General features: G+C 39.0%; 14 protein-coding genes and 1 tRNA gene. 1 reads left to right on the plus strand and 14 read right to left on the minus strand.

Annotated elements, in window-relative coordinates; genetic code table 11:
• Positions 1-34: 34 nt before the first annotated feature.
• Both T479_RS18450 and T479_RS18455 read right to left on the minus strand, forming a co-directional pair.
• A complete protein-coding gene (locus T479_RS18450; RefSeq protein ID WP_024363902.1) occupies positions 35-829 on the minus strand; it encodes a basic amino acid ABC transporter substrate-binding protein in 795 nt (264 codons plus the stop codon).
• 505 nt (positions 830-1334) lie between these two features.
• Positions 1335-1409, minus strand: a tRNA-Arg gene (locus tag T479_RS18455).
• 307 nt (positions 1410-1716) lie between these two features.
• On the opposite strand from T479_RS18455, the gene clpP reads away from it, so the two are divergent.
• Positions 1717-2304: an ATP-dependent Clp endopeptidase proteolytic subunit ClpP gene (gene clpP, locus T479_RS18460; RefSeq protein WP_024363901.1), complete on the plus strand. Its 588-nt coding sequence runs from the start codon at positions 1717-1719 to the stop codon at positions 2302-2304.
• 168 nt (positions 2305-2472) lie between these two features.
• Here the strand turns inward: clpP and T479_RS18465 are convergent, their stop codons facing one another.
• From T479_RS18465 to hisD, 12 genes are all read right to left on the minus strand, one after another.
• Entirely contained in the window at positions 2473-2730 is a 258-nt protein-coding gene (locus T479_RS18465; protein WP_024363900.1) for an HPr family phosphocarrier protein, read from the minus strand.
• 112 nt (positions 2731-2842) lie between these two features.
• Positions 2843-3790: a DNA-binding protein WhiA gene (gene whiA, locus T479_RS18470; RefSeq protein ID WP_024363899.1), complete on the minus strand. Its 948-nt coding sequence runs from the start codon at positions 3788-3790 to the stop codon at positions 2843-2845.
• A gap of 90 nt (positions 3791-3880) precedes the next feature.
• The gene (locus tag T479_RS18475) at positions 3881-4852 is read right to left on the minus strand and encodes a gluconeogenesis morphogenetic factor MgfK (RefSeq protein ID WP_024363898.1); all 972 of its coding nucleotides are present in this window, start codon (positions 4850-4852) and stop codon (positions 3881-3883) included.
• 4 nt (positions 4853-4856) lie between these two features.
• A complete protein-coding gene (gene rapZ / locus T479_RS18480; RefSeq protein ID WP_029747357.1) occupies positions 4857-5744 on the minus strand; it encodes an RNase adapter RapZ in 888 nt (295 codons plus the stop codon).
• A 9-nt stretch (positions 5745-5753) separates the two neighbouring features.
• Entirely contained in the window at positions 5754-6221 is a 468-nt protein-coding gene (locus T479_RS18485; protein ID WP_024363896.1) for an NUDIX hydrolase, read from the minus strand.
• Positions 6222-6756: 535 nt separating this feature from the next.
• Positions 6757-7701 (minus strand): thioredoxin-disulfide reductase, encoded by a 945-nt coding sequence (gene trxB, locus T479_RS18490; protein ID WP_025220491.1) that lies wholly within the window; start codon positions 7699-7701, stop codon positions 6757-6759.
• A 105-nt stretch (positions 7702-7806) separates the two neighbouring features.
• Positions 7807-9324 carry a tetratricopeptide repeat protein gene (locus T479_RS18495; RefSeq protein WP_024363894.1) on the minus strand — a complete coding sequence of 506 codons (1518 nt, stop codon included), beginning with the start codon at positions 9322-9324 and terminating at the stop codon, positions 7807-7809.
• A 90-nt stretch (positions 9325-9414) separates the two neighbouring features.
• Positions 9415-10032, minus strand: coding sequence for a bifunctional phosphoribosyl-AMP cyclohydrolase/phosphoribosyl-ATP diphosphatase HisIE (gene hisIE, locus T479_RS18500; protein ID WP_024363893.1), 618 nt, complete (start codon positions 10030-10032; stop codon positions 9415-9417).
• On the minus strand, positions 10029-10790 hold the full coding sequence (hisF, locus tag T479_RS18505; protein ID WP_025220492.1) for an imidazole glycerol phosphate synthase subunit HisF: 762 nt from the start codon (positions 10788-10790) through the stop codon (positions 10029-10031). Before hisF ends, hisIE begins: the two co-directional genes overlap by 4 nt.
• Positions 10784-11416, minus strand: a complete 633-nt coding sequence (gene hisH / locus T479_RS18510; protein ID WP_025220493.1) for an imidazole glycerol phosphate synthase subunit HisH — start codon at positions 11414-11416, stop codon at positions 10784-10786. The genes hisF and hisH overlap by 7 nt, the downstream gene beginning before the upstream one ends.
• Positions 11413-12012 carry an imidazoleglycerol-phosphate dehydratase HisB gene (gene hisB, locus T479_RS18515; RefSeq protein ID WP_024363890.1) on the minus strand — a complete coding sequence of 200 codons (600 nt, stop codon included), beginning with the start codon at positions 12010-12012 and terminating at the stop codon, positions 11413-11415. The genes hisH and hisB overlap by 4 nt, the downstream gene beginning before the upstream one ends.
• 4 nt (positions 12013-12016) lie before the next feature.
• Positions 12017-13291 carry a histidinol dehydrogenase gene (gene hisD, locus T479_RS18520; RefSeq protein ID WP_024363889.1) on the minus strand — a complete coding sequence of 425 codons (1275 nt, stop codon included), beginning with the start codon at positions 13289-13291 and terminating at the stop codon, positions 12017-12019.
• Positions 13292-13373 lie beyond the last annotated feature (82 nt).

The raw sequence follows: 13373 nt of genomic DNA on the forward strand, positions 1-13373 counted from the left end.
GCCGCTAGCATGATTCGGCTAACGGCATCGTTTATTACTTAAAGTCCTGACCAGTAATTTCTGCTAATTTACCATTGTCTTTAATTTTTTGTAGACCTTCATTTAATAGTTTTAATAACTCCGTATTGCCTTTTTTCACCATAAAGCCATAGTATTCTTTTTCAAATGCATCATCTTCAATTACTTTAAGTTTTGCATTTGGATTTGCCTTGATATATTCGTAAATAACTGCATTGTCGCCAATTGTTGCATCTACGTTACCGTTTAACATTTCTTGAATAGCAACTGGTTGGTTTTCAAATGCCATGATGTTTGTACTTGCATCGCCTTGTAATTTTTTTGCTGCCATATGACCCGTTGCATTAATTTGTACTGAAATCTTTTTATCTTTTAAATCAGCTAATGACTTAATATCAGAATCTTCTTTTACAACGATTAATAATTGAGATTCATAATATGGTTCTGTAAAATCAAATGATGCTTTACGTTCTTCATTGATCGTAATACCAGATGCACCGATATGTGTTTCACCATTTTTAATTGTTTGGAATACTGGCTCCCACCCAATGTTTTCCCATTCTACTTTAAAGCCCATTTCATCAGCAATCGCTTGCAAAATATCGACATCTAATCCTACAATATTGCCTTTATCGTCAATTGACTCGAACGGTGCAAATGTAGCCTCTGTTCCTACCTTATACACCTTGTCCTTCGCGCCACCATCAGCCGGTGCATCACCAGTAGATGTGTCTTCTTTAGCACCGCAGCCCGCTAGCACAAGCGTAAATGCCGCCACGATCATCAATAACGTCCAAAAACGTTTTTTCATAGTTTTTCCCCCTAAACATTTAATCATTTTCCGACCACTTCATTTTTCTCAATTCGGAAATGTTAGACTATTAGGTCAATTATAGTGTCAATAGAGTTGATATACAATACGATTTCGTATAAAAGTGATTATTTTTTCATAAAAATGAATTTTACTAAGCATAATGAAGAAAAATTATGTAATAAAAACAAGATACTTGTCACAAAATGTATACTTATGCAATTTTAAGATCGTTTTTATACAGATTTTAGATATTTTTGAGCACAAAAAAAGAATCCCCTCAGATAGGATTCTTCTTTTGGGCTAGCGTGCTAGCCTCACGTTCGGTATGTTCACTAAAAAAAATTTTTGGAGTTGTTGCTTTTTGAAGGTTTAGAAAGGAATAAATCTGGGAATAATGCCTACGGGACAATATTCCCCCTATTCCTCTCTTTCTCCCCTAAGCAGGCTGCTAAACTACTTATAGGAGAACGAGCTATAAAAGTATATCAAATAATCAGTAAAATGGCGCCCTCGGAGGGAATCGAACCCCCAGTGCAAGAACCGGAATCTTACGTGTTATCCATTACACCACGAGGGCAATTGAACATAAAAAAAAAGTACTCACTCTAAGGCTTTACGGTAAAGCATCATGTAGATAATCCTCATTTCAGAAGCATACCTGCAAAATAGTGTACTGTACTTTAACTTACGACCTTTCCATTATACAAACGTCTTGCCCATTTTTCAACTATAAATTTTTATTTTTGTTATATATTTTATTTCTTAATATCAGCGTTAATATTTGACCTTCCCTGACTATAATGTGTATGATAAGGTTACAACTGAAATATAATGGATGATTTCAGTAAAAGTATTCGAATTTAGTTTTTTAAGGAGGATTTAACATGAATTTAATTCCTACAGTTATTGAACAAACAAGTCGTGGTGAACGTGCTTATGACATTTATTCACGACTACTAAAAGACCGTATTATCCTATTAGGTAGTGCGATTGATGACAACGTTGCAAACTCAATCGTTGCACAGCTTCTATTCTTAGAAGCAGAAGATCCAGATAAAGATATTTCTCTTTACATTAACTCACCAGGTGGTTCGATTACAGCTGGTATGGCCATCTACGATACAATGCAATTCATCAAGCCAAAAGTACAAACAATTTGTATTGGTATGGCTGCATCTATGGGTGCTTTCCTACTTGCTGCTGGTGAACCTGGTAAACGTTATGCATTACCAAATGCAGAAGTAATGATTCACCAACCACTTGGTGGTGCACAAGGTCAAGCGACTGAAATTGAAATTGCGGCAAAACGCATTTTATTCCTTCGTGAAAAATTAAATGGTATTTTATCTGAACGTACAGGTCAGCCATTAGAAGTCATCTCAAGAGATACAGACCGTGATAACTTCATGACAGCTGAACGTGCGAAAGAATACGGCTTAATCGACCATATTTTTGTACGTAACGAACGCTAATTAGAAAAACCGCTAAGCTCAAATGGCTTAGCGGTTTTTTTAATGGGTGCTAGGCTCTCACGTAAGACATAAAACATCCGCTCACTAGCGCGAGTCGCAACTTTCATATGTGTCCGCCCAACGGCCATATCAAAAACCTCTAAGCTCTTGTGACTTAGAGGTTTTTGATTAGTCTTCCTTTTCAATAAGCGCAGCTAAGGATGAAACCGCTTGCTCTGCATCGCTACCTTCACTGCTTAAAACAACCTTCGTGCCTTTTGCAATGGCTAAGCTCATTACACCCATAATGGATTTGGCATTTACTTTTTTATCGTCTTTCTCAAGAAAAATATCAGCGCTGAAACGATTTGCTTCCTGTACAAACAACGCTGCTTGTCTAGCTTGAAGTCCTAATTTTAATTTTACCTGGACTGTTTTTTCAGTCATTCGCAATACTCCCCTTCACTACCGTTCATCTATTAGTATTATATTACCTCACTTAACAGCAGAAGAACAATAAGCGATTGTGCTTGCTTTCATATCGAATACGCATGAAAACTTAACCGCCTATCTTTTCACCTCTTCTTAATGCATCTGCTATTTCGTCTATTTTACGCAATCGATGATTGACTCCTGATTTACTAACCGTTCCACTTGATACCATTTCACCAAGTTCTTTTAACGTCACATCTTGATATTCCACACGTAGGCGTGCAATTTCGCGCAGTTTTTCAGGCAACTGATCTAAGCCAATGGAATTTTCGATAAATCGAATATTTTCTACCTGACGCAGTGCAGCACCTATTGTTTTATTCAAGTTTGCTGTCTCACAGTTCACAATACGATTCACACTATTGCGCATATCGCGTAATATACGAACATCTTCAAATTTCATCATGGCTTGATGGGCTCCGACAATATTTAAAAAGTCGGAAATCTTTTCCGCTTCCTTTAAGTATGTCACAAAGCCCTTCTTGCGTTCAATGGTTTTTGCATTCAATTCAAATTCGTTCATTAAATCCATTAATGCCTCACCATGCTCTTTATACAAAGAATAAATTTCTAAATGATAGGCAGACGTTTCTGGATTATTTACCGAGCCACCTGCTAAAAACGCTCCACGTAAGTAGGCTCTTTTATGACCACTCTTTTTAATCAGCTCTTTAGAAATCGTATGATTAAATTGAAAATCATCTGAAATAATAGCTAAATTAATGAGCAATTCCCGTGCACCTTCACGTACACGACATATATACACATTATTTTTTTTCAATCGCATTTTCTTACGTACAAGTAGCTCCACATTATATGGATACAACTTCTTCATTATCGTATAAAGCCTTCGTGCGATTGCAGCATTTTCGGTTTGCACGTCTAAGCTAAGTTGTTTGTTAGCAAAAGATAACGAACCATTCATACGAATTAACGCGGATACTTCCGCTTTCATACAGTAGTCGTCCGCTTCTACCTGTGTAAGCTCTTTTTTTGTTTCTGAAGCAAATGACATAGCACGCCCCCCTTTCGACCTTTATTTCTATGTATATGTTCATCTTACCATATACAACAAGCATTCTTTAGGACTCTATTGTAGGCTTCCTTACTTTTTGGGTAAGATTTTTGCATAATCCACAAGCCATTTTGCAACATTTGCCGCATTATGGCGAACTGTCCCATCAGGTCGAATGGTTGCAATATCTCGTTTAATAACTTCTAATCCCATACTTTCAAGCTTTCCTACATCAAATGTTACAGGCTCTGCACATTCTTCTTTATATAGTTCTTTTACAGGATGTGGCAGTTGCTCATCATTGACTAAAATAGAATCGATAAAAGAATTACCAACATGCTTGTGTATCGCTTGCACATGGTCACCTGCTGTATAGGAAATTGTCTCACCTTTTTGAGTCATTAAATTACATACATAAATTTTGCGACCCCTTGCTTTTACAACAGCCTCCCCAATTGCTTTCACAAGCAAATTCGGAATAATACTCGTATATAAGCTTCCAGGTCCTATTAAAATATAGTCTGCCCGATTAATTGCCCGTATTGCTTCTGGTAGCGGTTGCACATTTTCAGGCACTAAAAAAACGCGGTTAATGCGTTTTGATGCTGTCGGGATTTTAGACTCACCTTCAATTATTACGCCATCTTCTAACTCGGCATGTAAAGTAATCTTTTTATTAGCAGCTGGAATCACTCGCCCATGTACTTTTAGCACTTTTCCCATCTCACTAATAGCATGGCTAAAATCCCCAGTTATATCTGTTAAAGCCGTTAACATTAAATTACCTAAAGAATGACCGTTCAAATCATCTGATACAGAAAAACGATATTGAAACATTTGCTCAACAAGTGGCTCCACGTCTGATAATGCAGCGATGACATTGCGGACATCCCCTGGTGGGGGAATATCATAGTCATCACGTAGACGTCCTGAGGAACCACCATCATCCGCAACTGTTACGATTGCAGTGATATCAAACGGGTGATGCTTTAAACCACGCAGTAACGTGGAAAGGCCAGTACCACCACCTATTACAACTAGCCTTGTATGCTTTTTCCCCATTCACTCAATCCTTTCTTCGATTGATGTCACGGTGCGATATCACAGCATTTTCATTTTTGGCTAAGCAAGCACCAAAATATTCTGCCAACGTCACCGAACGATGCTGTCCTCCTGTACAACCAAAAGCAATGACAAGTTGTGATTTCCCCTCTTGTTTATAAAGCGGTACCATAAATTCAAACAAATCCGTTAGTTTTTGAATTAGGATTTGTGTATCCTCTAACGCTAATACATAAGAAGAAACTTCTGTTTGCAAACCTGTTTTATGGCGCAATTCCTCCACATAATATGGATTTTTTAAAAAGCGCACATCAAATACTAAATCTGCATCTATTGGCATACCATGTTTAAATCCAAAGGACATAATATTAATTGAAAAAGTATGATCTGCATCGCTTGCAAATTCATTGACAATTTTCTCGCGTAACTCTTTTGGTTTCATGTTGGAGGTATTATAAACAAATTTAGCGCGGCCCTTCACTTCAGATAGAAGTATACGTTCTTGTTTAATACCATCTAAAGGTAAACCGGTTACAGCTAATGGGTGTGCACGTCTTGTTTCCTTATATCGTCTTACAAGCGTCTGATCATCAGCATCTAAAAATAAAATCCGCGCAACAATATCGCCTTCTTTTAATATATGGTCAAGCGCACCAATGAGCGAATCGAAAAAGTCACCGCCACGCATATCCATGACCGCGGCAATACGTGTAATATTTTTACCTGAATCTCTAAGTAAAGTTAAAAAAGTTGTGAGTAACGCTGGTGGTAAATTATCAATACAGTAATACCCTAAATCCTCAAAGCTTTGAATAGCTACCGTTTTTCCAGCTCCAGACATTCCTGTAATAATGACCAATTCATGTTGTTGACTTTCAACCACCACTGTCATGCAGCTCCTTTATTGTTCTATTGATATTTGTATTTTTTCATGAAGTAATTCAAAATCCTTCGTGTATTCGAATGTACCGTACTGAATGCCTGATTGTGATACAGCAAATTGTAAATTTGTTCGGTCACCTTCAGCCATTGGCAAATGTTTCAAATCCTCAATTGGGTGCCATGCAAGCTTACCTTCTCTTGTTTCTTCGAATGGTACACCTTCTATATCCTTCGCTACAAAAGTATACAACATCCATTCATCTACCTTAACGTTATCTTCTTTAATAACCATCGTATAGACACCTTTTAAATGCGCTTTCAATGGGATTACATTTGTTTCTTCCTGAAACTCACGTAAAGCAGCCTCATAAATAGACTCACCGCTCTCCATTTTCCCGCCTGGTGCTACATACCAGCCACGTCTCGGCTTTTGAAGTAATAATACTTGGCCGTCTTTTACGGCGATTAAGTTTGCAATTCTTTGCATAGGCACACCTCTAATCTCTTTTGCATTCTATTTTTTATTATAGCAAGACCTATCAGAGTTTGTCCTCATTTCACAACTATGGAATCTTGCGCAAAAAAATGATTAAATCAACTTATCCCAAAGGTTTCAAATGCATGCAGAAAAGGTCAACGCATCTTTCAATAACCATTATTTTACACTATTCCCTCTACATATAGTATACAGTTTTCTACTGTAAGACATGACATATCCAAAATAATTAGCATTAGGCTTACTATTACGTAAAATAAGCTACTTGCAGCGCTTTAAAAATTCAGAATTGTTTGAGTGACTGGCACTAAAAATAGGTTGCTCCCACCTAATTTAGGCGGAAACAACCTACTAAAAAAATAAAAGGGGGATTGCTAATTACAGTCTTTATATTACACCTTTTATATGTCATCCAAGTTACAGCAATATTAAAACCGTATTAAAAATTTGTATTTTTTTCCGGTAATAACGGCCAATTGCAATGCGCTTCTAAGATTTTTGAGACCATCACTCGGTATAACGCTTATTATGCGTTAATCTTTTCTAGTAATTCTTCAACATAATGTTGTGCTGCTTGCGCCGCAATACTGCCATCGCCAGTCGCAGTAACGATTTGACGAAGCGTTTTTTCACGCACATCCCCAGCAGCAAAAATACCTGGTACATTTGTTTCCATATTGTCGTTAGTCACAATATAACCAGCTTCATTTAAAATGCCTAGTGATTCAAAAGGTTTTGTTAATGGCAACATCCCAATGTAAATAAATACGCCATCAGCCGCAAATTCAGATTCTGTGCCATCGACAATTGATTGCAATGTAACGCTGCCTACTTTACCATCAGCTTCGTTAATTTCTTTCACTGTTGCATTCCAAATGAAATCAATTTTGTCGTTTGCAAATGCACGATCTTGTAGAATTTTTTGTGCACGTAATTTATCACGACGGTGAACAATTGTTACTTTATCAGCAAAACGCGTTAAATACACACCTTCTTCAACAGCAGAATCTCCGCCACCTACGACAACGAGATTTTTTTGTTTAAAGAATGCACCATCACATACAGCACAATAGCTGACACCACGTCCACCAAGCTCTTTTTCACCAGGTACACCCATTTTTTTATACTCTGCACCAGTAGAAAGTATAATTGAGCGTGTTTTATATTCCTTAGCACCTGATTTTATCGTTTTATATTCTTCACCATCAATGATTTCTGAGACATCACCGTAAGCATATTCAGCACCAAATTTTTTCGCATGCTCGAACATTTTAGTAGATAGCTCAGGCCCTAAAATAGTATCAAATCCTGGATAGTTTTCTACTTCTTCTGTATTCGCCATTTGTCCACCAGGGATACCACGTTCAATCATTAATGTTGAAAGATTTGCACGTGATGTATAAACAGCCGCAGTCATTCCGGCAGGACCTGCACCAATAATTACAACATCATAAATTTTTTCTTCTGACATACTTACTTCCTCCTAAACTCGTAATACTTTTTTATAATAACGTTCAGTATGTTCATCGTATGTGAAAGCATGAAGTTATTCAACTAAGTTGCTCACAACTTCAATTTAACTCGTTGGTAAGTACATTAATATTTCATCTATATATTTCGATAATGTTGCTACAGATATGCCATATTGCTCTGCGATTTCTTTTTTCGTCACCTTCAACATGCGAGATGAGCGGAATAAAAAGTCATTTGCACCTGCAATAGCAGCCGGATTTGTAAAGCGATAATTTTGACTAAGTGCTTGTTCACAAAGCACGAACCACATTTGGAACATTGGTGCGACGATTGTCGTCAACTTTCCATAGTGCTCCAACAAAATCTCGGGTACACGTACGGCTCTTAAAAAACTTGCCTCTACTTTGTTTTTCTCATCAAACTGATGGCCGAGTGCATAAGCTAAAAAAAGCTTTTCAAAAGCACCAAATTGCTCTACATCTATCCATTTAGGATGCGCAATGATTTCCTGCTTATGCGCTGTTCCTCGTAATAAAAATAAGCCAAATAAACGATCACTTATATACTCACTTTCAAGCTTCGCTACAATGAAGTCACGATCATGCTCTAATGCGTCAAGCTCATATGTATTTTCCTGCTGACGCCAAGGTTCAAAACCTTCTTTATCTGGATCTAACTCAAGCAACTGCTCCCAAGCATTTTTGGCAATATCATCGTAACCAGAAAAGTAGGCCGCATGAGATAACCAAAAGTAAAACCCTGGATCTCCTAAATAACCACGCTTCTGCATGCTTCGTAGCCATTTAAATGCAGTTTCATATTGACCAATCAGTGCAAGCGTTGCGCCCAATTTGTAACGATGATCCCAAGCATAAGGTTGAATTTTCACCAATACTTCTAAAAGAGCATTTAATTCCTCATCATTTTTCTCATAGTAGGCAATAACCGTTAGATTACACAATGCATGGAGATTCCCTTTATTCTCACGCAAAACCGTGTTCAAAATCGCTTTAGCCTGTTCCGCTTCACCTACATAAAAATAAGCTAAAGCTAAATTATTGTATGCTGACCAAAATTCCGGTCTATCTTCTACTAATTGTTCTAAAATATTGATTGCTTCTGGAAAGTCACCCTTTTCCATGCAACGACGTGCTTGCTCCTGCCGATATAAATCCTCGCCACTGCCTTCCAGCTCTTCATATTCATTGTGCTCAAAAGCAACAAAGTCTAATATTTCTGCCGCTTCATCCGCATATGCACCCTCAGGTTCCATTTCTAAGTATTGCTCTGCAAAGCGTTTGGCATCTTGAATAATGCCGACACATCCTGATACCTCAGCCATATAAAAAATAATTTCTGGCTCATTTGGGTCTAATTGATAGGCACGACGAAGCAGATCATAGGCTTCCTCAAAACCTTGACCTTCTAACTCTACAATCGCTAATTGCAATAAAATCATAGGATCATCTGGACTTAAATCTACAGCACGTTGTAAGTATTTATAGGCTTTATCCATTTGACCACTATTCATCGCTTGAATTGATTTTTTATAATAATAGTCGCCTGTTGGAATGAACGATACGACATTCGTTTGCTTCTCTTTTTGACGTTTCTTTTCCAAAATATTTCCTCCGAAACAAGAAATAAGGAACGTATTATACGTTCCTTTTTACAGTAACTTATATTATACCATACAATAAGCGATATGCTGTTATTTCTCCTCGTGACGTTTTTCCAACACATGTAATACGTCAAAAACATTTACTTTTTGTTCTTGCAGTAAAACTAGTAAGTGGTAAATTAAATCAGCCGCTTCCCATTTTACTTCTTCTGCATCACGATTTTTTGCACCGATAACTACCTCTGTTGCTTCTTCCCCAACTTTTTTACAAATTTTATCGATGCCTTTATCGAATAAATATGTAGTATATGCACCCTCAGGCATATCTTGCTCACGCTTTTCAATGACTTTGACTAGCTCAGGGATAATACTAACCGAACCAACTTTTGCTTTTTCTTGCAGTACTGTCGTAAAGCAAGATGTTGTGCCATTGTGGCATGCGGGACCAGCAGGAAGTACTTCTACAACTAATGCATCGCCATCACAGTCTGCTTTAATGGACACTACTTTTTGTACGTTACCACTCGTCGCTCCTTTATGCCAAAGCGCTTCACGAGAACGTGAGTAAAACCAAGTTTCGCCTGATTCTAATGTTTTTTCTAATGATTCTTTATTCATATAAGCTACAGTTAATACTTCTTTTGTATTGGCATCTTGCACAACTGCTGTAACAAGACCTTTATCGTCAAATTTAATGTTCTCTATCATCTTACTGCCACTCCTTTTTCACGTAAGTATTGTTTTACTTGCGCTACACTCGTTTCTTTGTAATGGAAAATGGATGCTGCAAGTGCTGCATCTGCATCTATATCGTCCGCTAATACTTCGTAAAAATGTTCGGCATTCCCTGCACCACCACTTGCAATGACTGGGACTGTCACGGCCTGTCGTACAGCCTTCGTTAAAGCTAAATCAAAGCCAGATTTTTCACCGTCTTGATTCATACTTGTTAATAAAATCTCGCCAGCACCTAAGCGGACAGCTTCTTTTGCCCACTCTATTACTTGCCAAGATGTTTTGTTGCGACCACCGTGTGTATAGACCATCCACGTGCCGTCTTCTTCACTATAGCGCGCATCAATTGCAACAACAATACATTGTGCTCCGAAATAGTCAGAACCTTCTTTAATCAGCGCTGGGCGTTCTAAGGCAGAAGTATTAACAGATACTTTGTCAGCACCTGCGCGTAAAATACGCTTCATATCCTCTAACGAGCGAATACCGCCACCAACAGTAAATGGAATGGCTAGTGTCGCCGCAGTTTGGCGCACTACATCGACCATTGTGTCACGGCCTTCATGCGATGCTGAGATATCTAGGAAAACAAGCTCATCTGCACCTTGTTCATCATAAAACTTTGCAAGCTCTACCGGATCTCCTGCATCACGTAATGATACGAACTGTACACCTTTAACAACTCGTCCTTCCTTCACATCAAGACATGGAATAATACGTTTCGTTAGCACGCCGCCACCCCTTTTAACCATTGTTCTAATAAGTACACGCCTAACTCACCTGATTTTTCAGGATGGAATTGCATACCTGTGATCGAGCCTTTGGCAACAATCCCCGGGACTTCAATGCCATGGTAGTCAGCATAGGCCACTAGTTCTGTCGGTTCAATATTCGTCGCATAAAAAGAATGGACAAAATAAACGTGCTCGGCAGGTGTCTCGCCTTTGAGCCATGCTGGTCGATTCATCACAATTAATTCATTCCACCCCATATGAGGTACTCGATAAGACTGCTCCCCTTGAATGCCGCTAAAACGTTGAATGCTGCCTTTGAAGAAACCTAGTCCCTTCGTTGGTGTCACCTCTACGCTTTCCTCAAATAATAACTGCATGCCTAAACAAATACCGAGCAATGGTCGATTTTCTGCTTGTACCTTTTGTAAATAGCAATCTAATTTTGTTTCAGCTAAACGTTTCATAGCATCGGGAAAAGCGCCCACACCTGGCAGTAACAGGGCATCAGCTTCATCTAGTTCCTGTTCTTGTGCTGTTACAATGACTTCACAGCCAAGTCGTTTTAGTGCTTGTTCAACACTAAATAAATTACCCATCCCATAGTCAATAACACCTATTTTCACGTTAACAGCCCCTTTGTGGAAGGTACACCCTTAACGCGAGGATCAATTTCAACTGCCGCATCAATGGCACGAGCTAATGCTTTAAAAATAGCTTCGATAATGTGGTGTGTATTATGACCGTACGGTACGATAACGTGGACATTCATTCTTGCTTCAAGCGCAAATTTCCATAAAAACTCATGCACTAACTCCGTATCAAAAGTTCCTACTTTCTCTTTTAGTTCAGGCACACGATACTCTAAATGTGGACGATTTGAACAATCGACAACAACTTGTGCCAGTGCATCATCCATTGGTACAAAGGCATTACCATAACGTTTAATACCTTTCTTATCGCCGAGCGCTTGACGAATGGCTTGTCCTAATACAATGCCAAGGTCTTCCGTTGTATGGTGGTCGTCAATATGCGTATCACCATTCGCTTGAATTGTGCCATTAAATAGACCATGTTTAATAAATAAATCCAGCATGTGATCCATAAAGCCAACACCTGTTTGGATATCCGCCTTGCCCTCGCCATCTAACTCAATGGCAACTGAAATTTGTGTTTCATTTGTTTTGCGTTCTACCTTTGCGTAGCGTTTCTGTTCTGTCATCGTATTACTCCTTTTCCCATCCACGAGATTCTACAGCACGAGCATGGCCCTCTAAGCCTTCCATCCGAGCTAAGCGTGCAATTTTCGGGGCGTTCGTTGCCCAAGTTTTTTCAGTATAATAAACGATACTCGATTTTTTTACGAAGTCATCCACATTTAAGCCACTTGCAAAACGCGCTGTGCTGTTTGTTGGTAGCACATGGTTTGTGCCAGCAAAATAATCTCCAACAGGCTCGGAGCTATATCGACCGATGAAAATACCACCTGCATGGCGGACTTGCTCTGCCACCGCTTCGGCATTTTTGGTCACGATTTCTAAATGCTCAGGGGCTAATGAATTAATTGCCTCCACTGCATCTGACATCGTTTCAGCAATATAAATCGCGCCAAAATTTTCGATTGAGGCACGCGCTACTTCTTCACGTGGTAAAGTCGCTAATTGTTTTTCTACTTCCAGCGCCACATTGTGAGCAAGTTGCTCAGACGTTGTCACTAAAATGGCACAGGCCATCTTATCATGTTCTGCCTGTGATAATAGGTCTGCAGCTACCTCATCTGCAAAAGCTGTATCATCTGCGATTACGGCAATTTCACTTGGTCCAGCAATCATATCAATCGCGACCTCACCAAATACTTCGCGTTTAGCAAGTGCAACGTAAATATTACCTGGACCAGTTATTTTATCGACGGCTTGAATTGTTTCCGTTCCATAGGCAAGTGCTGCAATTGCCTGTGCCCCACCAATTTTATATACTTCTTCCACACCTAATATATGAGCGGCGGCAAGTACACCAGCAGGTAATTTCCCGTCACGCCCCGCAGGTGATGTGATAACAATTCGCTCAACACCCGCTACTTGAGCAGGAATAACGTTCATCAACACGGAAGAAGGATAGGCCGCTGTTCCTCCAGGAACGTAAAGACCTACTGCATCGAGTGCGGTAATCCGTTGCCCAAGCCAAGAGCCATCTGCTAATTCCAAACGATAGCCAGAACGTTTTTGTTGCTCATGATAAACGCGAATATTGTGGGCAGCTTCTGTTAAATCTGCAAATAATTGCGCGTCGATTGCCTCTACTCCCTCTTTAATCTCTGCTTTTGTAACACGTAAATTGTCTGGAGCAAAGCCATCCCATTTTTCTGTATATGTACGTATTGCGCTGTCACCTTGTGCTCGCACATCTGCCAATACTTGTCGTACAATTTTTAATTGTTCTTCGTTGCCACCTTCAAGTGGTCGTTTCAAGGAAATACCTTTTGCTAACTTTGTGATTTTCATGGAAAAAGTCTCCTTTAAATTTCTAGCTATTCGTGCAGTTCCTTTTCGCAACTTGCGTCTTTGCAATTATTACGATGAAACA

Source organism: Lysinibacillus sphaericus, from assembly GCF_000600105.1.
GTDB classification, from domain to species: Bacteria; Bacillota; Bacilli; order Bacillales_A; family Planococcaceae; genus Lysinibacillus; species Lysinibacillus sphaericus.